Here is a 23,355-nt window from a genome sequence, read left to right as displayed (position 1 = left end):
GGATTGGCAGGGACTGTCGGGGCAAGGGTGTGACGTTAGCCAAGGCGGTGGGCTTGATCCGTCTACGGCCTGGGCAAAAATTAAATTATGCCAAATTAAACTATGTAAACGGATCTAAGCCTTGCCAATTGGGATGTTTTTGTCAGCAAATATCTATAATATTTAGCATATTTTATGTGACTAATCGGAGTTTTTCTGATATTATTACAGTAATTCGTTCTATGTGATTTTTGATTTCAACGCAACAAGTTAAATCAACAGAATATCTGAAGAAAATCTAAAATTTTCCGAAGAAACTATTAAACATGAAGGAGAAGGTTTAATAATTGTTACTTTAGTTTATTATCAACAAATTTGGTTAATTCAGTGGGAACTGTATGAAAACTCGCAAAAGAATTGGAATTCTGACCAGTGGTGGAGATTGTCCTGGATTAAATGCGGTCATTCGTGCGGTGGTGAGTCATGCCACCCTGACTTATGATTGGGAAGTGCTAGGAATTGTCTACGCTACCCAGGGTTTAATTGAGCGGAAATCGGTGGTGTTAAACGTCCACGGTCTTGACTTAAGAGGAATTGATCCTTTGCTGAGTGCCGGTGGTACGATTTTGGGATCAATTAATAAAGGAGATACGGAAGCGAATGCGGATCAAGTAATTGCGGGTTATCGAGATTTAGGTTTGGATGCCTTGATTGGGGTTGGTGGTGATGGCAGTTTAGCGATTCTATCTCAACTGGCCGCTAAAGGTAATTGGAACCTGGTGGGAGTGCCGAAAACCATTGATAATGATGTGGCCCTGACTGAAAGATCCGTGGGATTTGATACAGCGGTGAATACCATTGTAGATGCTTTGTATCGCTTGACGTTTACGGCGGCAAGTCACGATCGCGTCATGGTGGTAGAAGTGATGGGCCGAGATGCCGGTCATTTGGCCTTGCACGCGGGAATTGCCGGGGGCGCCGATTGCATTTTATTGCCGGAAATTCCTTACTCGATTGAAAATGTTTGTCAGAAAATTTCTGAATTGAAGGATCGCTGGGGTCGGAAATTCGCGATCGTGGTGGTCGCGGAAGGGGCGAAAACCTCCTCTGGGGAATCTCGCTATTATCGAGATTCTCACGGCGAACTCCGGCTGCGGGGAATTGGTGAATATGTGGCTGATGAAATTTGCCGGGTCAGTGGCAACGAGATCGAAGCCCGCGTCACGGTACTCGGTCACGTCCAACGGGGTGGGGTGCCTTCCGCATTCGATCGCCTCTTAGCCACCGCTTTTGGCAAAAAAGCCGTGGATTTAATTGCCGAAGAGCAATACGGACGCATGGTGGCTTGGCAAAATGGAGAGGTGGTGACAGTCCCACTCGATGATGTCTTCCACAAAGGTACTCAGCCAGTCAATCCCGATTCTGGTTTAGTGCATACTGCCCGCGCATTAGGCATTTATATTGGTGATTTACCCACCGCCTAGTTAGCTCGCCTCAACCCCCATAAAATTGAGGTTCATAGGAAAGAGAAAAGAGAATAGAGAATAGAGGATAGAGGAAAATTTCTTTTCTCTTTTCTCTTTTCTCTATTCTCTTTTCTCTTTTCTCTTTTCTCTTTTCTCTTTTCTCTTTAGTGGTGACGAGTACCCATCAGTCGCCCCGCTTTCATTGCCAAAATACAACCAGTAATTAAAATATATTTAATATGTAATATTACCTATATACTTATGCCAGTCAATAAACTGTCATAGGAAATTGGGCGACCCATTTCCCATAGGAAATACTGGAGAAAACAGATAATTTTTTGGGGGGCTGGGGAAGATACGGATAAATTCTTTTAATTTAGTTCAGTTAATCTAGTTCAGTTAATCAAATTCCCTCAAAAAGCAATTTTCTTCTCATTTTTTCACTTCCAGGAAAGAACCTATGAAAACAATTGTGGCGCAAAAAGATACAAATGCTTGGATTTTTCAGGTTTGGGCTTCTTTTATTATGGCGATATCGAGTATGACAGTGGGGATTTTCTATCTACCTGTGGATAACTGGATTAAAGGTTATATGGGCATGGGTTTAGTTTTTACCATTGGGTCATCATTTAGTCTGGCGAAAACCTTACGGGATCAAAAGGAAGCTGAGAACATATTAGCGAGAGTCGATGAAGCCAGAGTAGAAAAAATCTTAGCCGAACATAGTCCACTGAAATAAAGTTTTGAGTCTTTTGAATCGGTAGATAGAAAAAAACCGGGTTTCTTCAAGAAACCCGGTTTTTATTTTGAATTAACTAGATTTTCGTCGTTTAGACTGTTGTTTTTTCCGACGTTGACCGATCGCCGACGCGGCTTTATCCATCGGAAAACCGAGTGGCATAATCACCTGATATTGACGTTCGGCTTCGAGTTCTTTTAACTCCGTATAATCAACCCAATGGATACAATCAACCGGACAGGTATCAATGGCTTCTTGAATCACCTCTTCCGGGTCGGCATCTTGGCGAATTACACGGGAACGACCATAATCAGGTTCAATGTAAAACGTATTTCGCGCTACATGGGAACAATACTTACAACCAATACAAGTTTGTTCGTCCACATATACCCCTTTTTGGCGGAGGGTTCCGCCTAATTCCGGTTCCAGTCCAGACCGTTCCGGGGCATCGCGAAATACTCCCCCTAACTCTGGTTCAAAACCAGACCGTTCGGGTGTTTCCTGGGGTTCATGGTCAAAAAACTCAGCCATTAGCTTGCCCAGCGTTGCAACACCAGACGGATGGAACCATCCGCTTGCTTTTGGGTTTCCGCTACTTGAAACCCTTGCTTGGCAGTTTCATTCATCACCGTATGGTAGGCATAACGTTGGGTGACTTGATTTAAGAAACCATTCACCGTTAAATTTTGCTGCCAATATTGCAAATCAGCAACTAATTCATATTCTTGGCCATTCCAACGGAAGCCAATGTCATAACCATTGTCTTGGGCGATCGCAATTTCCGCCTGAGTGGTTTGACCGCGATAGCCTCGCACTTCTCTTGGGCCAGATTTCCAGTCGATCCCCAAATCCGTTAAAGCAGACTCCAAAGAGGACAGGTTGCGGATTTGGGTTTTAATTTGGCTGAAATGAGACATAGTGAGTTGGTTTTTAATGAATGGAATCTAAATGGACAAAACTGAACAAATGAAACAATCAATCCGCCGATCCGCCGATCGCGGATTTGCAGAAAAAATCACCAATCGCTATAAGTTGCTTGGTTGATCGCTGACGTTGACTGTTGCACTACAGGAGCAAAAAATTCTGAAGTCGTTTGTTGACTGAGAACTACTCCTAATTGTGCTTCCAGTGCAGCGGTTACTTCTGCACAAGAAGAACCGACAATGCCAGTCACTTTCTCGACCACTCGGCCATCGGGATAAATGACAAATTCTAGTTCTTCCATAAGTTTGGCTGAGTAAAGTGATATTATTGGCAGCCCTCGTGCCATTGAAATGCTCTCCGAGCGAGTCTCCGGGGTATTTCCGGTCAATGACTGGCCGCTTGGCTGGTCGTAATATCAATTGAGATCGATTGAGATCAATTGAATCACAACCCCGGATTTCTTAACAATACTTATTATTTAGGAGAGCGATAAAGGATTATTTGTCAAGTTTGGCGCAACTTCCCGATCGCGTCAAGGTATCGCGAAAATCTCTCAGCAACTTCCCGATTCCGCTTCGATCGGATCGCTCTTAGACCGAATCGCCAAATCTACAAATTTCTGCACTCCTCCCCAATGCCATGTTTCTCGGTACACAGCCAGAGTGATAATAAGAGTCTGTTCAATTTGATTACCTGTGCCATGACACAAGAGCATCTCACCAATAACATCAACCAAAAATCTCCCATCCGCGTCGGACTATTGGGCTTTGGGGGACTGGGACAAGCCGCTGCCAGAATTTTAGCCGCCAAACGGGAAATGATTTTGGTGGCGATCGCCGATAAACACGGCTATGCTTACAATCCCGAAGGCTTAAACCCAGACCAATGTATTGCCGCGTACCATCAGCAAGGGTCTGTAGGCTATCTGGAAGCCGGGGGAATTTTGTCCCACAACAGTATTGAGGAGTTAATCTCCAGCGCCCAAGTAGATGGTTATTTCCTGGCATTGCCGAATTTGCCCAATACTTTTATGGCATCAGTAGCCCAGCAATTTATCGCCTCCGGTTGGCGCGGGGTGCTGGTGGATGCCATGAAGCGCACCAGTGCGGTAGAACAGTTACTCGCACTAAAGGCGGATTTAAACGCGGCTGGCATTACTTATATGACGGGTTGCGGGGCAACTCCTGGGTTATTAACGGCAGCAGCAGCATTAGCGGCTCAAAGTTATACAGAAATTCATAGCGTTAAGATTACGTTTGGGGTGGGTATTGCTAATTGGGAAGCTTATCGGGCAACCATTCGCGAAGATATTGCCCATATCCCCGGTTATACGGTCGATCGCGCTATGGCTATGACTGACGAGGAAGTGGCAGCCCTGCTCGATCGCACCGAGGGCAAAATTACTCTGGAAAATATGGAACACGCCGACGATATTATGTTGGAATTAGCGGGAATTTGTCCGCGCGATCGCGTCACCGTGGGCGGAGTGGTAGATACTCGCAATGCCAAAAAACCTTTGAGCACAAACGTGCAAATCACTGGGCGGACTTTTGAAGGGAAAATTTCCACTCATACCTTTACATTAGGGGATGAAACCAGCATGGCGGCCAATGTGTGCGGCCCCGCTTTTGGTTATCTCAAAGCTGGAATTAACTTACAGCAGCGGGGAATTTACGGTTTATTTACCGCAGCGGAAATTATGCCCCAATTTGTGAAATAGGACTGATATATCAATGTAGGGTGGGCAATATTGCCCACCCTACTGTCTACTACTATCTACGGATATTCAATTAAGGGAAGAAACTTCCATTTTCCCGAATAAATAGTATCGGGAACCCGTAAGCAATAAGCGGCAGGAATGACCTCAACTATCAACCAATTGAACATATCTCTTTTGGCGGCAGAAAAACCAGAAACCGCATCTCCAGTTAGGGCATAATATAAAGTATCCAAAACAGCGGTGTAGGCATTCTCAGAAGCCAGACTGTTTAAGGTGGCATACAAAATATTATAGGCTTCTCCCGACGCTTGATGTTTGCCAATTTGCTCTAAATCAGAAAAAACCGTATTTACGAAATTATCGGGAACTTCTACCCCACTTTCCAGCCACAAGAGAACTTGCTTTTCTACCCTGGGAAAGATTTGGTCATCAGGAAAGTAATGTTTGATGGTTGCTTCAGCGGCTAATGCTATTGTCCAGGCGATATAAACATACCTTTTATGTGTCGTGTCCGTGTTGGGTATGCCCAAGGTTTTGAGAACTTCTTCAATGGCAGATTCTAAATCATCCTCCCCACCGCGATCGTATAAATCAGGATAGGATCGGTTCCAGACTTCTTGGAGTATTTTGGTCAGTTCTTCTGGCCCGTTAAACCATTGAGGTAAACGGAATTCTCTGTAGTGACCTCTGGAAAATTTTTTTAAGCTAGGTTCTGCGGTTTTAATTTTTTGCATCATGGTTTTATTTAACTCCTTTTAATTAGACTTATTGGTAAATTACAAAAATGCCCCCTTAAAACCGCGATCGGCTTTTTATAATTATGCCATAATTATATTAATCATACTAAGTTCAAAAATTATTACTACAATTACGAGATTAATTTGGACGTATGTAGGGGCGGTTTGCGAACCGCCCCTACATCTGAATTTTTGTAAATTCTATCCTATTACTTAACAAATAGGGCGATCGCGATGGTAAGTTAATTGTGGTGGGCAATATTGCCCACCCTACAATATTCAAACCAGCGTCGGTGATTTTGTCAGCTATGAAAACTCTCGAATATATCCTCAGTCCTTATGATTACTCTCAATTTATGGCGGAAAATTGGACAAAGAAAGCCATCCATATTTCCGCTGGAGGTAATCCTCGATTCGATCGCCTATTCTCTTGGCAGCATTTAAACTACTTACTCAGTTACACCGACTTAGATAGCAATGACATTGACCTAATTTTAAATGGTAAAATTGTCAGTCGGACGGAAGTGGTCAGTCCCCAGGAACTTTTTCACCCTGGCAAGTTACTTAAATTTTTACAAAAAGGGGCTACGTTAAAATTTAATAACCTGCAAAAACGAGTTCCCGAAATTGCCGAATTTGTCTCGGAATTACGCTATGAAATTGGCTATAGCAATCTCACGGTCAATGCCTATTCTTCCTTTCCGGGAAAACAAGGGTTTGTCAGTCATTATGACCCTTATGAAATTTTTATTCTCCAAATTGATGGGGCAAAACAGTGGAAAGTTTTCCCCGAAACTTTACAATATCCCCTGGAAAGTCAGCCGTCAATGTATTTTGACCCCCCAGCGGCAAAACCTTATTTAAATACGGTGTTGGAACCGGGGGATGTGTTATATTTGCCCAAGGGACATTGGCATTATGCGATCGCTGTTGGTAAGCCCTCATTACATATTACCTTGGGCATCCACTGCGCCACCGGCATTGACTTCTTAGAATGGGTAGTCAACCAATTAAAACAATCCCCAGATTGGCGAAAAAATCTGGCATTTCCTACAGAAAATTATGGGGAAAATATTAAAACTCAGCTATCTGCATTATTAAAAAAATTAGGAGAACATACCGCTAATTCTGATTTACCTGCGGGATATATTTATGATTTGATGACCGCAGCCCATCCGGTGAATACTTACGCATTACCCCAACAAACCGGATTCAATATATTTCCCAAGGGCATCAATACTCGCTTTAGAATTCCTACCTGGCAACGAGTGATTATTTCCCAAGTTTCTGAAACCGCGTATAAAGTCAAATGTTGGGAAAAAGAAGTGATTCTGCCAGAGGTAAATCAAGCATTTCTGGAAAAACTTTTTAGTTTAGAAATGTTTACCGGGAAAGATGTGATGCGTTGGTTGCCGGATTTAGCCTGGGAAGATGAAATTATGCCAATTTTATCCAGTTTAGTCCAAGAAGGGATGATTTTTGTAGACTCTAGTAACCCGGTTGAAGAATATCTTCGCCGAGAAGAAGACTTAGAAACTTGGGATAATTAAGTAGGTGAACATAATTAATTGCACTTTTCGTTCCCCGCCGATAGGCTGTGGATTCCCGCCTTCGCGGGAATGACAGTTTTTCTTCTAATGGGGTCTGTGGTGCATTTATTTCTGCCCACCTACTTAAATTATTGTTATTGGTTATTTTATTGGTTATTGGGCAGGGATTATTTTGCTTTTTGTCGGATAAAGTGATTAATAACTAATATTAATCACTTTTTTTGTTGAATATTGCTCGGTTTTTCTAGCTTATTCACCGAATTTAGCGTTGCTTCATCTCGGTAAATTCGCTTTAGATGAGTCACGCTAGTGACTAACATGGTGACTAACAATTCTAATTTATGAATTTGTTGGGGTTCCGGTCGATGATTAAATTTTCCGGCTAAAATATTAAAGTCTGCTTGTAGGCGATCGATAGATTTTAATAAGTCGGCAATAACTTCTGTTTCTTGCAGTTGGGCAACGCTTTCGTTTAACTGGGATACGACTCTTTTAATTTTAGAAAGTTGCGATGATTCTGGTCTAGCGATAAATTCTTGAGTGAGGGTTTCTACTTTACTAGACATAATCATGTGTCCTTCTTGCAAATCTTTCACATCTTTGACCAATAACTTGATCCAAGGCAAAATCACATCACGGTGTTTTTGTTCTAACTTTTGAAAATTTTGGTAAAATTTTTCATACTGTTGGCTGTCTAGGCGAGGTTGATTGGCGCAAATGCGGCAATTTGGGCGTAAAGGGATTCAATTTCATTTTCTAGGTTGGTGATATCCAAGGGTGCGGAAATATGGCTAATTTATTCCCGAATTACATTCAATTCGCCGGATAAATTTTGATAAACTGTTCTGGCTAAAGATGCCGATTTATTTTCTAAAATGCTGAGGGAATCTTGCAGGTCTTGGATTTGTTCTTGGATTTCTGATAGGTTAATCTCAGCCGCAGGAAGACGGCTGGGAAATTGTGCTAAAATATCCTCGTAGTAATGATTAATATGATCTTCTAAAAGATGGTATTCTTGTTGATGTTGTTTCGCAAGGCGTTGGCGATTAGTTAGGTTGAGGACGATCGCTAAACTTAAAGGAGTGGTGACATAAGCAATATTCTGTCCGGCGATCGCCACAACAGTTCCCACGACCGATCCTGCCGTTGCTACATATTCCGCCAGTTCTAGCCAGTGAAAACGAGTAAACATAGTGTTAAGTTGTGGTCGATCTTTTGATCCGAAACTCATATTACTGCTATTGAGATATTAGGAACAGAAATGTAAACATCAAAAATGGGTGACTGGCGATCGACTGAGGACTGACACCCCCCCAAGCCCAAAAATCTGAAAAAATTGGATTAAAAGCGTCAGCCCGGAAACTGACAAATCGCCTAAAATAAATTAACGATTATTCCAGCTTATCTTATTACTTGTATATTTTTACTTGTATATTTTTATCAATGTATCTGGGAATAGATTTTGGTACTTCTGGCGCTAGGGCTGCGGTCATTGATGACGAAAATCGGATTTTGGCTGCGGCTGAATATGCTTTTCCGTCGGGACAAGGAGTTTCTGAACCCTTATCCGCTTTGTGGCAAAGGGCATTGTTTTCCCTGTTGGGGCAAATTTCCCCAGAAATTCGCCTTTCCCTTCAGCGAATTTTGATTAATGGTACGTCCGCTACGGTGTTATTGTGCGACTCCCAAGGGGAACCTGTCACCGAACCGCTGCTATATAATGATAACCGGGCGATCGCTGTGATAGAGAGTTTAAAGGCGATCGCACCTGCCAAGCATTCTGTCATTAGCGCCACTTCTTCTCTGGCAAAACTGCTGTGGTGGCAGAAAAACCTCAACCATTTAGACTTTTCTAATTTATATTTTCTGCATCAAGCGGACTGGCTGAGTTTTTTGCTACATGGGCAACTGGGAATTAGCGACTATCACAACACCCTGAAACTGGGCGCTGACCCGGAAACCCTCTCTTATCCCCAATGGTTATTAGAGGGTTTGAACCAATTTGCTGATGTACCGCCAAATTTACCTAAAATTCTCCAGTCTGGCTGTCCTATTGGTGCAGTGACCGCCGAAATAGCTGAGAAATTTAACTTATCAAAAAATTGCCTAGTTTGTGCGGGAACTACTGATAGTATTGCCGCGTTTTTGGCGAGTGGGGCGAACCAACCGGGGCAAGCAGTCACGTCTCTCGGTTCTACTTTGGTTTTAAAGTTGCTAAGTTATACCCGCGTTGATGATGCCCGCTATGGTATTTATAGTCATCGGTTGGGGAACTTGTGGTTAACGGGTGGGGCATCAAATACGGGTGGGGCGGTGTTGCGGCAATTTTTTACCGATGAACAATTGACCGAATTGAGCGATCGCATTAACCCACAACAAGTCAGTCCTTTAGATTATTACCCGTTAATTACGCCCGGAGAAAGGTTTCCGATTAATGACCCCCATTTATTGCCTCGTCTCGACCCTCGACCGGATCGACCTGAAGAGTTTTTACATGGTTTGTTGGAGGCAATGGCGAAAATTGAAGCGAAAGGTTATGGATTATTGCAACAGTTTGGGGCAAGTTCTTTAACCCAGGTTTATACTGCTGGAGGTGGGGCAAAAAATCCGGTTTGGACAAAGATTCGCCAGCGTTATTTGCAAGTTCCAGTGATGATTTCCCCACACACTGAGGCGGCTTATGGGAGTGCCATGTTAGCTAAGTCAGATTCTCCCAATTTTTGAAGCAATGTTTACAGTAATTTTCTGTTAAGAAAACCACAAATTTTTGTAGGGGCGAAGCCTTCCGTAGGGGCGATTCGCGAATCGCCCGTACAAGGGCGAATGGCCATTCGCCCCTACGGAATGCGCGGGCCAGATCGTGGTTTAGTAATCTGAAAAACGCTGTAGGACAATGCCAAATCCATGAGATAATCAAAAAAGAAGTGATTTGCATCAACAACCATGTCCCAACAACCGCCAGAAATCGCCGCAATTCTCGAAAGATTGCAACAGGTTGAACAACAACAAGTCCTGCTAAAAAAATATGTCGCAGGGCTGAAACGGCAGATAGACAGTTTGACGGAACGCGGCCAAAATCTGCCCGAAACACAAAATCTCGATCGCTTGCCAAAAAATATTCAGCAAGAACAAAATTTGCCGGTGCGATCGCATGAAACCAATCCTTCACCAAAATCAGATAGTCCGAGTAATTACATACTGTTAATCAAAGAAACAGCGGAAACAACCCAGGAAACTTCGCCAGTTCAACCGAATAATCTCGGATTAAATCTCGGATTAACTGATGAAGAGTTTAAAGTTGAAAGAATGATGCTGCTACTGGATAAAATCTATGAGGCAGAAGCAGCAGAAGATGCAGAGGCGATCGGTGCAGAGGAATTTTTACAACGATATCAAGCAGGAGAACGAGATTTTATTGGCATTAACCTGAGCGGAGTTGACCTCAGTGGTAAAAATTTAGAGAAGATAAATTTAACTCAAGCCAACCTGAGTCGAGCAAATCTGACTAATACTTCTTTGAAGTATGCTAATCTGAGTGAGGCAAATCTGACTAAAGCTAATTTAAGTCAGAGTCGGTTGAATTATGCTAATCTGAGTCACGCAAATTTTAGTGGAGCGAATCTCAGTCAGACTTCTTTGGACTCTGCCAACTTAAGTCAGGCAAATCTGAGTGGCGCTAATCTCTGTAAATCTAGGTTAAGTAGCGCTATTTTAAGAAGTGTTAATTTTAGGGAAGCGAACCTCTCGGAGTCAAGCTTGTACAAAACAAACTTGATTGACGTTAACTTACAAAAAGCAGACCTGAATCAGATAAATTTGGCGGATGGTAAGCTAGAAAACGTAAATCTAAATAATGCCAACCTCCATCAAGCGAAATTTGATCGTGTAAATCTGACCAATGGCACAATGATTAAAGCTAATCTAAGTCAAATTAATTGGCCAAATGGTAATCTCACTGAGGCCAATTTGACTGAAGCAAATTTAAGCGGCGCTAACCTAAGAAAAGTAAAATTAGCTAAGGTTAATTTAAGTCAGGCAAATCTGGTTCAGGCAAATCTTTTAGAGGCAGACATTTCCCAAGCTAACCTAGAAGGGGCTAATTTACAACAGGCAATTTACCACGAAAAAACCTTGTTTCCGCCTGGGTTTGATGCAGCGAAAACCGGGGCATATAACCTTGAACCAGGTGCTTCTCTAGCCGGATATAATCTGTCAGGTTTTGATTTGAGTGGGCTAACCTTAAATGGCGCTAACCTAGAAGGAGCTAATCTAAAATCAGCAAATCTCAGTCAAGCCTGCTTAATTGAAGTTAACTTAAGTCGAGCGAATCTCACCAATGCAGAGTTGAACAGCACAAATCTTATACAAGCTAATCTCTCCCACGCAAATTTGAGTAATGCAAAAGTAAATTCTGCTAATTTAAGTCAGGCTAATTTAGGCCAAGCAAATTTAACCAAAGCCTCTCTATATCGTGCTAATTTAAATCAGGCAGATTTGACCAAAACAAATTTGCTTGAAACAAATTTAAATGATGCTAACCTAATGGGGGCAAATCTTAGCGAAGCTAAAATGATTCAAGTTAATCTACAGGGTGCTAATCTGATTGAAACGAATCTAACGGACGTCAGTTTAGTTGGATTTAATTTACGTTCGACTAAACTGAGTGGTCAAAACTTTACTGGAAGAAATCTTTGTGGATCCGATCTATCCTACGCCAACTTGAGTGGAGCTAATTTGAATTCAGCCAATTTGAGCGGGGCAAATTTACAATATGCTGATTTAGAAGGAGCAAACCTGAAAGAAGCTAAATTAGGGGGAACTAATTTATATAATGCCAAATTTAAAGGTGCCATTATGCCCGATGGAAGCATCCATGAATAAGTGACAGGAATTGTCTGTTTGGTGGCTAAGGTTTAAACACCATAAGTTTTTTTTGCTGAACCACAAAGATTACCAAAAATTTTTGTAGGGGCGAAGCATGACCGCAGATATTTTTGGTTTAAAGCACAGATTTTTTACGGTCATGCTTCGCCCTCGCCCCTACAAACATCACCATAAACATTGGTAAGGGCGAAGCATGACCGCAGATATTTTTGGTTTAAAGCAGAGATTTTTTACGGTCATGCTTGGCCCTTGCCCCTACAAACATGACCATAAACATTAGTAAGGGCGAAGCATTCCGGTAGATATTTTCCCGTTAAAGCCGAGATTTTTCGCCGGAATGCTTCGCCCCTACAGGGCATTACGATAAACATGGGTAAGGGCGAAGCATTCCGGCAGATATTGTCTGGTTAAAGCCGAGATTTTTCGCCGGAATGCTTCGCCCCTACAGGGAATTATTTTATCGACAATTAATGTCTACGGGGATTTTAATTTGCTAGTCGCCAAATTTTAATTACATTGTCGTTGCCACCACTGGCTAGAAATTGCCCATTGGGACTAATCGCGATCGCGAATACTGATTTCTCGTGTCCCGTCAGAGTTTGCAATTCTCTGCCCGTATCAATATCCCACAGTTTCACCGTCCGGTCATCGCTACCACTGGCCACCGTTTTGCCATCAGGAGTAATGGCAATATCGTAAACTGGGAAAGCATGACCACTGAGAGTCCGCACCAGTTCTCCGGTTTGGGCGTTCCAGACTTTCACCGTTTTGTCAAAGCTGCCGGTGACTAAAAATTCCCCATTGGGGGTAAATTTCAGCGAACTCACCCAATCACTGTGCGCTGGTATCGTTGCCACGACTTGACCTGTAGACACATTCCATAATTTCACCACCCCCTTAAGATCCCCACTGGCGACAATATTGCCATTGGGACTAAATGCCACCGCATGAACTCCATCTTCATGCCCCGTGAGAGTCGCTTTCGGCGTGCCATCTCCGGCATTCCACAGTCGCACCGTCTTATCCCAACTGCCACTGGCGACGATTTTGCCATCAGGACTCATGGCTACTGACTTCACCTTGTCCGTATGGCCATGAAAGGTATAAAGCAATACCCCCGTGTTGATGTTCCACAAGTTGACCGTCTGATCGTCGCTGCCACTAGCAAAAATGCCGGTGCTATTGTTAACAGCTATAGATGTTACGTCCGCTAAATGTACCGACAAAGTATAGGTTAAGTCGCCGGTGTTGATACCCCAATATTTCACCGTGTCTTCAATGCTGCCACTGAGTACCCGTTGGCTACCTGGGTCGAATTCTAGGTCAAAAATGGCAAATCTTTGATCGCCAATGGTTCGCAGCAGTTCAGCAGGCGCTCTTCTTTGGGCAAGGGTTGCGGGTGCAGTGGTAAATAAGTGTAAATTTACGGCGGAAACAGTGGCGATCGCCCCCAAGAGAAGCGTGGCGACGAATTTCCCAGAATATAATTTCCCAGAAGATAATTTTAAGTTCATCTGTGTCAGGTTAAAAATAATCGATCAACTTGCATCTCTAGTTATAGCGCTTGAGGGGGGGCGATCGGCTGAAGCTTCTCCAGCAATGGTCCAAGCTAGAAACCGAGAAACCGGGTTTCTTCTAAGAAATTCCAGAAACCCGGTTTCTTCTACGAGATTCCAGAAACCCGGTTTCTTCAAGAAACCGGGTTTCTGTGAACCCATAAATCATGCAAAACTTTGGCCCATTTAGCCGCTAGAGAAAAGTCGGTAAAAGGCACTTTTTGAGTTGCCCCAGTTGATAATTCAAATTCTAGGAAAATCTGACCTTTTGGAGTGGTTGCCGTTTCCGGTTCGGCGGGAATTTCTACCGGCTGATGATTAACTAATAACCGAATGGATTTTACTTGGTTGAAAAAGAAACTTTCCAAGTCCACTGGCCCTTTACGAGTGGGTTTGCCCCAAGTGATGCGATCGCCTTTTTGTCCTAATACCGCATAAACATCATATTTGGCGCGATCGAACTGTTCCGCCCAAGCTTGATAAGCTTGGACTTTTTGGGACTCATTCCACCCAGCCCAAGCCAGCCAAATAAATAGTCCTAATAATGGCAGCCACAATAATCCTCTTTCCATAATTTTTGTTGTTTGTTGTTGGTTGTTGGTTGGTTGGGGTGTAATTGATAATTATCAATTATCAATTATCAATTACAATTTCTGAATTGGTGCGGTTTTGGGATCGACTATTTTTTGGCCACCGCGAGCGAATTTAATGGCTAAAAATATCTTGTCTTTGGAACCAGAAACTAGGGCAATTTCCCCTAAGCCAAAATCATTATGCAAGATGCGATCGCCTACTTTCCAATCTTTGACTGTAGCACTGGCACCTTTAGAAATAGTCCGGGTAGAAGTGCGGCCTTTTTTCACCCGTTTAGCCACTCCATTGCCTTCAATATAATCAGCAGGTAATTCCCCTAAAAATCTCGAAGGTCGAGTATGTTCATAAGACCCCCACAAATTCCGGGCAGAAGCATAAGTTAAAAATAACTGTTCTTCGGCGCGGGTAATGCCCACATAACAGAGACGGCGTTCTTCCTCCAAGGCTTTGGCATCATTTAAACTGCGAAAATGGGGAAACATTCCTTCTTCCATGCCCACCATAAACACCACCGGAAATTCTAATCCTTTGGCGGAATGTAAGGTCATTAAAGAAACTGCTGATTCCCCTTCTCCTAAGTTATCTAAATCAGAGGATAAAGAGGCATTGGCCAAAAATCCGATTAAGGATCGATCCTCATTTTCATCGCCATATTGAAATACGGCGTTAAACAGTTCATTGATATTTTCTAAGCGATTATCTGCTTCTTCGGTTCCTTCCATTTTCAAGGCGTCAACGTACCCAGAATCTTTCATAATTCCTTGGACAATTTCTAACCCTGGTAAGGTTTCAATTTCCTGCTGCCATTTCTGGATAGTCGCGACAAATTCTAGAATAGGTTTGGCGGTTCTTCCCCCCACGGTTTTGACGGAAGTTTCATCTTTGATAATTTCCCAAAGCGGCACACCTAGTTGTTGGGCAAAATCTTCTAGCCGTTGTAAGGTAGTTTGACCAATTCCCCGTCTGGGGGTGTTAATAATCCGCCGTAAACTAATGGTATCCGCTGGATTTACTAGCAGCCGCAAATAGGCGATCGCATCTTTAATTTCTTTGCGATCGTAGAATCTTAATCCCCCCACAATGCGATAGGGCACATTGTTTCTGACTAGGACTTCTTCAAAAGGTCGAGACTGGGCATTCGTGCGATAAAGAATGGCCATATCACCCCAGGATAATTCTGGGTTAATTGACTCTAAGTTGCGAATTTTATCTACTACAAATGCTGCCTCATCCCGGTCATCATTAGCCTGGTGACAATAGATCGGATCTCCTTGACCGCGAGTAGGACGTAATACTTTATCAATGCGTTCGGTGTTTTTACTAATTAGCTGGTTAGCAACTTCCAGAATATTTTCCCGCGATCGATAGTTTTCTTCCAATTTGATCATGGTGTGACTTTCCTCATCGTCCAAGCCATCCCCAAAATCTTCTTGAAATTCTAATAAGATGGTAAAATCTGCCATGCGGAAACTGTAAATAGAGTTATGGGTAAGCAAGCCATTGGTAAAATATAACTCATGTTTTTCCACATCTAGGCTATAGACAGGCCCATGATATGTTTCGGTTTGGGTGCGAAAATTTTCCCAAGAAACTGACTGACCGTTTTGATAAACTCCGACGTTCATTAGGTTGGGCATTAAATTAGCGGCTGCTACTTCTGTCATGCCTAGTTTGCCTTGGAGTTTATAGGCAATTTTTCGATTATAAATCGGATCTTCCCAGGAACGGCCAAAGTCATTGAGGCATTTTTCTACCTTTTGAGGCAAATTCTTTTGCTGACTAAAAAACTGTTCTATTTCTGCGGCTGTGCGACTTTTTGGGTCATCGCTGGGTTCAAACTTTAAGGTGGGAATGCCATATTGTTTGGCCAGGAAATAGACTTTTTCGGCGGCTTCGGTGCGATCGCCGGTTGCCAGTAAAATCCATGCTTCTGTAGCTTTTTGTCGTTGGGCTTGTTCCGTTAGATTAAATTCTAAATTCTCATCAAATAACTTGCCCCCAGCGATGCGATACCAATCTTTGCGCCGCATAATATAGACTACATAAGCGTCTTCTTTGGCGAAGGGAGTCCAGCGAATTGGCCATAAATGATTGGGGGTACTTTTGGCCATTTTGCCCCCAGCTTCGACTTGAATTAATTGGCCATGATATTCTCGGCTGGCTTTATCAAAAGCATAACCTTCGGGGCGAGTAGCAATGGAGAAAATATGCCGGTCATAGCTGACGAGGCGATCGCGTTCTGGGTCTAAGTTCTCGATAGGAACATAACCATTAGTAGTTAAAACCAAACTTCCTGGGGGCTGGCATTGATCCACGTCTCCCACCACAAAAATGGAGCGATTTTCCCAATTATTAAAAGACCGGGCACTAGCGCCGTTGGTGACTAAGAGGCGAATCAATTCATATTGCGTCCGGTTAGTATCTTGGTATTCGTCTACTAAAATATGATGAAATTGCCGATGCCAATAGTCTAAAACTTGCTCATTTTGCCGAAACAATTCTACTGGAATCCGAATTAAATCATCAAAATCTAAGGCGTTATTGGCAGCCAAAGCATTTTGGTAATGGCGATAAACATCGGCGATCGTCCGATTATAATAATTAGTCGGGTCGTCCATTTCTAAAGCGCGAGGCGACCAGCCTTTATTTTTGGCATTGCTGATAGCGTAGCGGACTTTGCGCGGTTCAAATTTCTTGTTATCCAAATTTAACTGTTTGGTGACAATTTCTTTGACCAGACTTTGGGTGTCCGACTCGTCACAAATGGAAAACTTACGGTCCCACTGGCGACCACTTTCGTCTTGATATTTGTCGATATCAAAGCGCAAAATTCGGGCGCAAAGGCTATGAAAAGTGCCAATCCATAAGGGTTTAATGTAGCGTTTCCACACCCGCGATCGCACTTGGGTTTGTAACGGGGGTTCCAGGACACTGTAGGGCTTGCCATATTTTTCCATTGAGGTAGCGTCCCCAAAGAGGCGATCGAGACGTTCTTTCATCTCTTTTGCGGCTTTATTGGTAAATGTCACTGCCAGAATATTTTCCGGGTTCACTCCCTCATTCTGAATCAAATTAGCAATGCGATAAGTCAAAGCCCGAGTTTTGCCGGAACCCGCCCCGGCCACCACTAAAAGGGGGCCGCAGAAATGTTCTGCCGCCTTGCGTTGACTAGGGTTGAGTTGGCTGAGAAAATCAGTAGTCTGGTTGGTCATAAGTGGAAATACAGAAGCTATTTATAGAGCATAGATATGATTTTAATCCCTAATAGGGATTTAATCACAGATAGTTTCTTAAGAAACCAGGAATCTAATACCAAATTCAGGTATTTGATGCAAAATATAAAAAATATAAATTTCTTAGGGTGGGCATTACCCATCTTACTATTCTGGGAAATTTTTTATGATGCGATCGGATTTTGATCGAAATCTGGTTGTCATCAATGATATGATTAATCTACCGCTATACAATCCTTGAATTTATACCATGAAACCGCGAATTTTCTCATTATTATTAGCGGCGGGTTCTTTCTTCTGTGTTGCCTGCCAGCCAAATCAATCAACTTTCAGCCCCATTGCTCCCACTAGCCCCACCATTGAATATGATGCACAACTTAATCAGAGTTTGATTGTCATGCGGGTAACTGGGATTACTTTGGGAGAAGATAGCACCGCTGTAAATATCGCGATTACCAATGGTCAGCGACAACCGATTCAAATTGATTTGGAAAAGAATGTTAGACTTTATGACAGAAAAGAAAAAGGCGTATTCAGCACCAGCAACAACCAGTATCTCTTGTCTCTGCCGCAGGATATTTCTCAAATTCAGATTGAACCAGGAACTACCATGAAAGGTCAGTTGGTTTTTATCGGTCGGTTGTCACCGGAGGCTAATTTTATCCGATTAGACATACAAATTAAATATAACTACAATCACTCTGAACCAGATCGAGAACCAGGTTATAGAACAGAATCTTTTTCTATCGATGACATTGAAATCAAACGAGGCAACTCTGATGGACAAAATAATTAAAATCCTAAAACTTGCTCTAGCTTCATCTAGCCTAGTCACTCTGGCAGCTTGCGGAACTAATCAGGAACCCATATCTAAAAATAGTCCTTTTGTGATGATTCCGGTGCCAAAAAGCCAAATTAGTCAAGCCACAAAAGTTCCTCAGACACAGTTATCCCCACTGATTCCTGTGCCTGTGACAACTTTAGAAAATTATACCTTAATTCCTACAGAAAAACCTCAGCAGCCTGCGGCAAATATTCCAGCAAAAGTAGAACCAAAGCCGCCAACAAGTCCGCCTCCGGTTCCTCGTGAAACTAGGCAAACTACTCCGGTTCAAGTCAGTCCAGCCCCTACTCCGCAGCCTGAACCAAAAAAAGAGGTAGAACCGCCAACTTTGACCCCGAAACAGGTGGAAGAAACTTTAACAGAATTGAAAGCGGAAAAGACGATTGAAGGGATAACAATTAATCTGCCAGAACAGATTTTATTTGAATTCGATCGATATGCTGTTCGCAGCGCTGCTAAACCCACTTTAGTCAAAATTGCTCAATTGCTGAATCATTATCAAACTGCTCAGATATTTATTTATGGCCATACAGACAATAAAGGAACCAAAGATTATAATCAGCAACTTTCTGAGAAGCGGGCAGCAGCAGTAAAGTATTATTTTGTGAATAATTTTCAGGTCGAACCGACTCGACTACAAACTAAAGGTTATGGGGATACTCAACCGATCGCACCGAATACGAAAGCAGATGGTTCAGATAATCCCGAAGGTCGGGAACAAAATCGCCGGGTTGAGGTTATGATTAAAACAGAAACTCGCACCGTAGAAATTTCACCAAAGGCTGATATATTTGCCGAAGCAAGTAATACGGCTATGAGTGCAGCGGTTTTGACTCAAACGGCAAAAACTCCAGCAGAATGGCAAAAAGTGGCGGATCAATGGCAAGAGGCGATCGCCTTAATGGAAGCGGTGCCTCAGTCCAGTTCTAATTACAAAAACGCCCAAACTAAAATCGCCGAATATCAGAAAAATCTGGAATATGCGCGAAAAAATGCTGAAAAAAAATAAATGGAATGATCCAGAAAAATCTCAGCCCCAGTCAGCGGATTTTTCGCTACAATTCGCTACAATAAGGCGTTGTCTTTTTACTGTTGGTGCAAATTGAGCCAAGATTATACATGGCAAACAGAAGGGAAAGCCCGTTTTCAAGTAGGCCATACTTTCTATCGTTCCGCGTCCCAAGTTGTGCGAGATTTAGGGGTTTTAGCCGCCAAAATTTATCGCCAAGATACGGGCAGTTTACGGGTATTGGATGCAATGGCCGGTTGTGGGGTGCGATCGCTCCGTTATTGGTTGGAAAGTGGGGCAGATAGTATCTGGGCTAACGAAGGAAACCCAGACAATAGCGACATTTTGCGGGAAAATCTCTATGAGGCGATCGCTGAAGGAGCCTGTCAACTGACCCACCTCGACGCCAACCGGGTATTTTTTGACTGCTACAATCAAAGTAACTATTACGATGTAGTAGACGTAGACTGCTTTGGGTCAGCGGTTCCCTACCTCAGTACCAGCTTATGGGCCACCAAGATTAACGGATTACTTTATATCACCAGTACGGACGGACGCACAGCCACCGGGCATTTACCAGAAAAAAGCGTTCGGGTTTACGGCGCCTGTGCGCGATCGCACCCAGCCGCCCAAGAACAAGCTTTACGTCTACTCATTGGCAGTACCTTACAACAAGCGGCGACCAAAGGATTGGGCATTCAGCCGATATTTGCCCTGTTTGCCGGTCAAACCTATCGGGTGATGCTGCGGTTACTGCCCTCAGAGTCTTTGACCCCCGAAAACTACGGATTTCTGGGTTATTGTCACCACTGCGGCGACTATCAAACCGTCACCTGGCGACAATTAGGGCGGGTCACTTGTCCCCATGACGGCGAACCCCTGACCCTAAGTGGGCCAATATGGTTGGGGTCGTTGCACGATCGCCCCTTTTTATTAAAAATGCAGGCTTTAGCCCAAGAAAAAGCCCAAGCAACAGCCCAAGCAACAGCCCAAGAAAACCACTGGTTAAAGCGAATTGAATTATTAAAAATTCTGATGGAAGAAGCAGAATTACCTCCTTATTTTTACACCCTGGGGGAAATTGGTCGCAGGGGAAAAATGGATATTCCCAAACGCGATCGACTAATCCAAGGTTTGCAACAACAAGGGTATCAAGCCACTGCCACTCATATTAATCCTGAAGGGATTAAAACTGATGCCAATTTAACCACTTGTATTGAAATTGCTCGTGACTGTCAAAAAGATTAATTAAATGTTTTTTATGTTTTTATTTTTTATTGATTTTTATATGTTTAAACCATATAAAATATGTTGATTTACAGCGTTTTTATGTTAAAAAAAACCAGTAATGGCGAAGCATTGCCGCATATAAGTTATTGGTGAAAATCCTAAATTTACTGCGGCAATGCTTCGCCCCTACGGATATTTGTGGTTATTTTTTCAGGTTTTTTGTGTAAATATAATTCGGTAAGGGCGAAGCATTACCGCATATAAGTTATTGGTGAAAATCCTAAATTTACTGCGGTAATGCTTCGCCCTGGGGTTACAGCTATCGAGTCGGTGGATCGGTTAACAAAGAACGATTAAAGGGACTCTCTAGATCCGGGGTACGAATGAACGGATCGCTCATGGTTTGCACATCCATCACCTCTCTGTAAGTATCCGCGACCCGGTTGCTATCCCCAACAATAGAGTTATCAGGATAGAAAAAAAATCGTTGGGCAACTTCCCCAAAGATCGAGGTTCTAAAACCATAGCGCCCTCGGAAACCGTAGAATGAACTTTCAAAGGCGTCAGGAATCGAACGAACCTTTCTGTTGGGAGAATTTGATTGGGCGATCGCCTCTGTAGGCATTAACATTGTCGCGGCACTTAAGACGCATAAGGCACCTAGGCAACTTTTCCAGTGAATTTGCATAATTTCACACCCATGTTTTTCTCGATACTAGCGGAAAAAATCCCGAAGTGGGTTTTTCTCGTGGGGGAAAAATTAATCAAGCCGTCAACCCCTGCTAACCTATAATAAAGCCTTAGCTTTAGACTCAAATTATCAGACTTATCAGACAGATGACTTATTCTACCGACACCCCATCCACTGAGTTAAATCAAGTTCGCGCTGCATTGCTTGATTTAATTTGCCAATATGCCTATAAAGAAGGAGACTTTGTCCTCTCTTCAGGACAACCCAGCCGTTACTATATCAACGGTAAACTGGTGACACTGCACCCGGAAGGGGCCTTAGCCACAGGTCGGGTATTGTTCGCTATGTTGCCCACGGATACCCAGGCGATCGCGGGGCTCACCCTGGGGGCCGATCCGATCGTCTCGGCGGTGAGTATCGTTTCTGCCTTGGAAAAACGGCCAATTCCCGCCTTAATTATCCGCAAAGAAGCCAAAGGACATGGCACAATGGCCTATATCGAAGGCCCAACCCCAGAACCAGGGGCAAAAATTGTGGTTTTAGAGGATGTGGTCACTACCGGCGCCTCCGCTATGAAAGCCGTTAATCGTCTGAAAGAAGCCGGTTATCAAGTCGATCGCGTGATTTCTTTGGTGGATCGACTGCAAGGAGGGGCCGAGTTATATCAACAAGAAGGGTTAAAGTTTCAAGCGGTATTTACGATTACGGAAATTCAAGAACGTTGGCGGCAAATTTCCGAGAATTAAGCTAATCTTAGCTAATCTTAGGGTGGGCAATTTGAACAAAATATTGCCCACCCTACTTACTTTACTCCTTTTAAAAGAGGATTATCTTCATGCATGGGCAACAATTATCTCTATTTCCAGAAGTATTCCCAGAATCGACAAATCCGGCCATCCATGAACGGAGTTCCTCCTTTGTAGATAATATGAGTTTGCCGGTTCACCGATGGTTTCGCTATTCAGCGGGTTTTTCGGCTCAATGGGTTGAGCAAGAAATTAACATTGCCTTACAACAAGGTGAGGTGAAATTACTCGATCCTTTTGCCGGTTCTGGGACAACTTTAATTGTCGGAAAACGCTGCGGTGTTGCCTCGTTGGGAGTGGAAGCCCATCCATTTGTTGCCAAAATTGCTCGGGCAAAACTGGCTTATGTAGAGTCAGTAGAACAATTTCTAGAAACCGGAAAAAAAATACAGTCTCTTGCCCAAAAATTACCCGGTTCTTCCTTTAACTATCCGCCGCTGATTCAAAAGTGTTATCCCCCTGATATTTTAATTCAATTAGATGCTTTGAAACAAGCGTGGCAGCATCTGGCTGATGGCAGTCCCATCTCCGAATTACACTGGTTAGCGATTACCGCAATTCTGCGAGTCTCTTCCCCCGTGGGAACTGCCACTTGGCAATATGTATTACCAAATCAAAAAAAGGCCAAATCTTTAGATCCGCTGGTTGCATACAAAAAACAAATTCAAAATATGGCGATCGATATGGGGCAAACTCAGGGGCATCCGGCAAATGTCGCCGCACAATTGTATCAAGAAGATGCCAGATTTTGTCCCTCTATTCCGAATGGCTGGGCAAATTTTGTCCTGACTTCTCCTCCTTATACTAATAATTATGATTATGCGGATGCTACCCGTTTGGAAATGTCATTTTGGGGGGAAGTTGAGCGATGGAAAGACCTGCAACAAACGGTGAGAAAATATTTAGTTCGATCTTGTACTCAACATATTGCAGGCGATCGCGAACAGTTAGATGATTTACTGGCCGATCTTAACCTTGTACCGTTGCTTGATGAAATGGGGCCAATTTGTGAACAATTGGCGGCAGAACGCGCAAATCACGGGGGAAAAAAGCCTTATCATCTGATGATAGCGGCTTATTTTAGTGATTTAGCTAAAGTTTGGCATACGTTAAGGCTTGTCACCGCCAGTCCTTGCCGGATCTGTTTTGTGGTGGGTGACTCAGCACCTTATGGGGTTTATGTCCCAGTGGAACGGTGGCTGGGTCAATTGGCTTTGGCGGCAGGTTTTCAGTCTTATCGGTTTGAAAAGACGCGCGATCGCAATATTAAATGGCGTAACCGTAAGCATTCGTTTCCCCTGCATGAAGGACGGCTTTGGGTGCAAAGTTAATGTTATATAAAATAACAATTTGTTCAAATCAGTAAACAGCTTGTAGGGGCGAAGCATTGGCG

The 23,355-nt window shown here is 43.2% G+C and carries 23 protein-coding genes; 11 read left to right on the top strand and 12 right to left on the bottom strand.

The features are described 5' to 3' along the window. The first annotated feature begins 377 nt into the window (after nt 1-377). Nucleotides 378-1,463, top strand: a complete 1,086-nt coding sequence (locus AM228_RS08405; RefSeq protein ID WP_054465679.1) for an ATP-dependent 6-phosphofructokinase — start codon at nt 378-380, stop codon at nt 1,461-1,463. Between the two features lie 442 nt (nt 1,464-1,905). After that, the gene (locus AM228_RS08400; protein WP_054465678.1) at nt 1,906-2,184 is read left to right on the top strand and encodes a YiaA/YiaB family inner membrane protein; all 279 of its coding nucleotides are present in this window, start codon (nt 1,906-1,908) and stop codon (nt 2,182-2,184) included. Between the two features lie 72 nt (nt 2,185-2,256). On the opposite strand, the gene AM228_RS08395 is transcribed toward AM228_RS08400, so the two are convergent. The 4 genes from AM228_RS08395 to AM228_RS34105 form a co-directional block, all read right to left on the bottom strand. Further along, on the bottom strand, nt 2,257-2,715 hold the full coding sequence (locus AM228_RS08395; protein WP_054465677.1) for a ferredoxin: 459 nt from the start codon (nt 2,713-2,715) through the stop codon (nt 2,257-2,259). Further along, nucleotides 2,715-3,101 (bottom strand): DUF1257 domain-containing protein, encoded by a 387-nt coding sequence (locus AM228_RS08390; protein ID WP_054465676.1) that lies wholly within the window; start codon nt 3,099-3,101, stop codon nt 2,715-2,717. The genes AM228_RS08395 and AM228_RS08390 overlap by 1 nt, the downstream gene beginning before the upstream one ends. A gap of 98 nt (nt 3,102-3,199) precedes the next feature. Then, nucleotides 3,200-3,409, bottom strand: coding sequence for a DUF2997 domain-containing protein (locus tag AM228_RS08385; RefSeq protein ID WP_054465675.1), 210 nt, complete (start codon nt 3,407-3,409; stop codon nt 3,200-3,202). 252 nt (nt 3,410-3,661) lie between these two features. Then, complete coding sequence (locus AM228_RS34105) at nt 3,662-3,823, bottom strand: hypothetical protein (protein WP_197285247.1); 162 nt, start codon at nt 3,821-3,823, stop codon at nt 3,662-3,664. Between AM228_RS34105 and AM228_RS08380 the strand changes: the two genes are divergently transcribed. Continuing rightward, nucleotides 3,809-4,828, top strand: coding sequence for a saccharopine dehydrogenase-like oxidoreductase (locus tag AM228_RS08380; RefSeq protein WP_054465674.1), 1,020 nt, complete (start codon nt 3,809-3,811; stop codon nt 4,826-4,828). The two genes, AM228_RS34105 and AM228_RS08380, sit on opposite strands and share 15 nt — an antisense overlap. A 56-nt stretch (nt 4,829-4,884) precedes the next feature. Here AM228_RS08380 and AM228_RS08375 read toward each other — a convergent pair whose 3' ends face one another. Next, nucleotides 4,885-5,565 (bottom strand): hypothetical protein, encoded by a 681-nt coding sequence (locus AM228_RS08375; protein WP_231636708.1) that lies wholly within the window; start codon nt 5,563-5,565, stop codon nt 4,885-4,887. Nucleotides 5,566-5,873: 308 nt separating this feature from the next. On the opposite strand from AM228_RS08375, the gene AM228_RS08370 reads away from it, so the two are divergent. Then, on the top strand, nt 5,874-7,115 hold the full coding sequence (locus tag AM228_RS08370; RefSeq protein WP_054465673.1) for a cupin domain-containing protein: 1,242 nt from the start codon (nt 5,874-5,876) through the stop codon (nt 7,113-7,115). A gap of 212 nt (nt 7,116-7,327) precedes the next feature. Here the strand turns inward: AM228_RS08370 and AM228_RS08365 are convergent, their stop codons facing one another. Both AM228_RS08365 and AM228_RS08360 read right to left on the bottom strand, forming a co-directional pair. Beyond that, nucleotides 7,328-7,741 carry a hypothetical protein gene (locus AM228_RS08365; protein ID WP_156331632.1) on the bottom strand — a complete coding sequence of 138 codons (414 nt, stop codon included), beginning with the start codon at nt 7,739-7,741 and terminating at the stop codon, nt 7,328-7,330. 170 nt (nt 7,742-7,911) lie between these two features. Further along, nucleotides 7,912-8,307 carry a hypothetical protein gene (locus tag AM228_RS08360; RefSeq protein ID WP_054465671.1) on the bottom strand — a complete coding sequence of 132 codons (396 nt, stop codon included), beginning with the start codon at nt 8,305-8,307 and terminating at the stop codon, nt 7,912-7,914. A gap of 251 nt (nt 8,308-8,558) precedes the next feature. Here AM228_RS08360 and AM228_RS08355 point away from each other — a divergent pair, with 251 nt between their 5' ends. Together AM228_RS08355 and AM228_RS08350 are read left to right on the top strand one after the other, a co-directional pair. Further along, entirely contained in the window at nt 8,559-9,839 is a 1,281-nt protein-coding gene (locus AM228_RS08355; RefSeq protein WP_054465670.1) for an FGGY-family carbohydrate kinase, read from the top strand. 219 nt (nt 9,840-10,058) lie between these two features. After that, nucleotides 10,059-11,996, top strand: coding sequence for a pentapeptide repeat-containing protein (locus AM228_RS08350; protein WP_054465669.1), 1,938 nt, complete (start codon nt 10,059-10,061; stop codon nt 11,994-11,996). A 488-nt stretch (nt 11,997-12,484) separates the two neighbouring features. On the opposite strand, the gene AM228_RS08345 is transcribed toward AM228_RS08350, so the two are convergent. The 4 genes from AM228_RS08345 to AM228_RS08335 form a co-directional block, all read right to left on the bottom strand. After that, complete coding sequence (locus AM228_RS08345) at nt 12,485-13,513, bottom strand: WD40 repeat domain-containing protein (protein WP_054465668.1); 1,029 nt, start codon at nt 13,511-13,513, stop codon at nt 12,485-12,487. A gap of 24 nt (nt 13,514-13,537) precedes the next feature. Next, nucleotides 13,538-13,717 (bottom strand): hypothetical protein, encoded by a 180-nt coding sequence (locus AM228_RS32140; protein ID WP_156331631.1) that lies wholly within the window; start codon nt 13,715-13,717, stop codon nt 13,538-13,540. Then, complete coding sequence (locus AM228_RS08340) at nt 13,690-14,127, bottom strand: hypothetical protein (protein WP_054465667.1); 438 nt, start codon at nt 14,125-14,127, stop codon at nt 13,690-13,692. Before AM228_RS08340 ends, AM228_RS32140 begins: the two co-directional genes overlap by 28 nt. A 72-nt stretch (nt 14,128-14,199) precedes the next feature. Beyond that, a complete protein-coding gene (locus AM228_RS08335; protein ID WP_054465666.1) occupies nt 14,200-17,361 on the bottom strand; it encodes a UvrD-helicase domain-containing protein in 3,162 nt (1,053 codons plus the stop codon). 271 nt (nt 17,362-17,632) lie between these two features. Between AM228_RS08335 and AM228_RS08330 the strand changes: the two genes are divergently transcribed. The 3 genes from AM228_RS08330 to AM228_RS08320 all read left to right on the top strand — a co-directional run bounded on the left by AM228_RS08330 (nt 17,633) and on the right by AM228_RS08320 (nt 20,483). Beyond that, a complete protein-coding gene (locus AM228_RS08330) occupies nt 17,633-18,178 on the top strand; it encodes a hypothetical protein (RefSeq protein WP_054465665.1) in 546 nt (181 codons plus the stop codon). Beyond that, nucleotides 18,162-19,235 carry an OmpA family protein gene (locus AM228_RS08325; RefSeq protein WP_054465664.1) on the top strand — a complete coding sequence of 358 codons (1,074 nt, stop codon included), beginning with the start codon at nt 18,162-18,164 and terminating at the stop codon, nt 19,233-19,235. Before AM228_RS08330 ends, AM228_RS08325 begins: the two co-directional genes overlap by 17 nt. A gap of 93 nt (nt 19,236-19,328) precedes the next feature. Continuing rightward, nucleotides 19,329-20,483, top strand: coding sequence for a tRNA (guanine-N1)-methyltransferase (locus tag AM228_RS08320; protein ID WP_054465725.1), 1,155 nt, complete (start codon nt 19,329-19,331; stop codon nt 20,481-20,483). 301 nt (nt 20,484-20,784) lie between these two features. Here the strand turns inward: AM228_RS08320 and AM228_RS08315 are convergent, their stop codons facing one another. Next, nucleotides 20,785-21,153 (bottom strand): hypothetical protein, encoded by a 369-nt coding sequence (locus AM228_RS08315; RefSeq protein WP_054465663.1) that lies wholly within the window; start codon nt 21,151-21,153, stop codon nt 20,785-20,787. A 149-nt stretch (nt 21,154-21,302) separates the two neighbouring features. On the opposite strand from AM228_RS08315, the gene pyrE reads away from it, so the two are divergent. Together pyrE and AM228_RS08305 are read left to right on the top strand one after the other, a co-directional pair. Then, nucleotides 21,303-21,902: an orotate phosphoribosyltransferase gene (pyrE, locus tag AM228_RS08310; protein WP_054465662.1), complete on the top strand. Its 600-nt coding sequence runs from the start codon at nt 21,303-21,305 to the stop codon at nt 21,900-21,902. An 89-nt stretch (nt 21,903-21,991) separates the two neighbouring features. Further along, nucleotides 21,992-23,293 (top strand): DNA modification methylase, encoded by a 1,302-nt coding sequence (locus AM228_RS08305; RefSeq protein ID WP_054465661.1) that lies wholly within the window; start codon nt 21,992-21,994, stop codon nt 23,291-23,293. Nucleotides 23,294-23,355: the final 62 nt, after the last annotated feature.

Origin of the sequence: Planktothricoides sp. SR001 (genome assembly GCF_001276715.1) — a bacterium.
Classification (GTDB): Bacteria; Cyanobacteriota; Cyanobacteriia; order Cyanobacteriales; family Laspinemataceae; genus Planktothricoides; species Planktothricoides raciborskii.
Note: the sequence above shows the minus strand (reverse complement) of the source record. Positions and strands in the feature narration are given on the sequence as shown.

Excerpts from the sequence above, each read along its gene's own strand:
- AM228_RS08405 (WP_054465679.1), top strand. The coding sequence starts at position 378 with ATGAAAACTCGCAAAAGAATTGGAATTCTGACCAGTGGTGGAGATTGT.
- AM228_RS08400 (WP_054465678.1), top strand. The coding sequence starts at position 1,906 with ATGAAAACAATTGTGGCGCAAAAAGATACAAATGCTTGGATTTTTCAG.
- AM228_RS08395 (WP_054465677.1), bottom strand. The coding sequence starts at position 2,715 with ATGGCTGAGTTTTTTGACCATGAACCCCAGGAAACACCCGAACGGTCT.
- AM228_RS08390 (WP_054465676.1), bottom strand. The coding sequence starts at position 3,101 with ATGTCTCATTTCAGCCAAATTAAAACCCAAATCCGCAACCTGTCCTCT.
- AM228_RS08385 (WP_054465675.1), bottom strand. The coding sequence starts at position 3,409 with ATGGAAGAACTAGAATTTGTCATTTATCCCGATGGCCGAGTGGTCGAG.
- AM228_RS08380 (WP_054465674.1), top strand. The coding sequence starts at position 3,809 with ATGACACAAGAGCATCTCACCAATAACATCAACCAAAAATCTCCCATC.
- AM228_RS34105 (WP_197285247.1), bottom strand. The coding sequence starts at position 3,823 with ATGCTCTTGTGTCATGGCACAGGTAATCAAATTGAACAGACTCTTATT.
- AM228_RS08375 (WP_231636708.1), bottom strand. The coding sequence starts at position 5,565 with ATGATGCAAAAAATTAAAACCGCAGAACCTAGCTTAAAAAAATTTTCC.
- AM228_RS08370 (WP_054465673.1), top strand. The coding sequence starts at position 5,874 with ATGAAAACTCTCGAATATATCCTCAGTCCTTATGATTACTCTCAATTT.
- AM228_RS08360 (WP_054465671.1), bottom strand. The coding sequence starts at position 8,307 with ATGTTTACTCGTTTTCACTGGCTAGAACTGGCGGAATATGTAGCAACG.
- AM228_RS08355 (WP_054465670.1), top strand. The coding sequence starts at position 8,559 with ATGTATCTGGGAATAGATTTTGGTACTTCTGGCGCTAGGGCTGCGGTC.
- AM228_RS08350 (WP_054465669.1), top strand. The coding sequence starts at position 10,059 with ATGTCCCAACAACCGCCAGAAATCGCCGCAATTCTCGAAAGATTGCAA.
- AM228_RS08345 (WP_054465668.1), bottom strand. The coding sequence starts at position 13,513 with ATGAACTTAAAATTATCTTCTGGGAAATTATATTCTGGGAAATTCGTC.
- AM228_RS32140 (WP_156331631.1), bottom strand. The coding sequence starts at position 13,717 with ATGGGTTCACAGAAACCCGGTTTCTTGAAGAAACCGGGTTTCTGGAAT.
- AM228_RS08340 (WP_054465667.1), bottom strand. The coding sequence starts at position 14,127 with ATGGAAAGAGGATTATTGTGGCTGCCATTATTAGGACTATTTATTTGG.
- AM228_RS08335 (WP_054465666.1), bottom strand. The coding sequence starts at position 17,361 with ATGACCAACCAGACTACTGATTTTCTCAGCCAACTCAACCCTAGTCAA.
- AM228_RS08330 (WP_054465665.1), top strand. The coding sequence starts at position 17,633 with ATGAAACCGCGAATTTTCTCATTATTATTAGCGGCGGGTTCTTTCTTC.
- AM228_RS08325 (WP_054465664.1), top strand. The coding sequence starts at position 18,162 with ATGGACAAAATAATTAAAATCCTAAAACTTGCTCTAGCTTCATCTAGC.
- AM228_RS08315 (WP_054465663.1), bottom strand. The coding sequence starts at position 21,153 with ATGCAAATTCACTGGAAAAGTTGCCTAGGTGCCTTATGCGTCTTAAGT.
- pyrE (WP_054465662.1), top strand. The coding sequence starts at position 21,303 with ATGACTTATTCTACCGACACCCCATCCACTGAGTTAAATCAAGTTCGC.
- AM228_RS08305 (WP_054465661.1), top strand. The coding sequence starts at position 21,992 with ATGCATGGGCAACAATTATCTCTATTTCCAGAAGTATTCCCAGAATCG.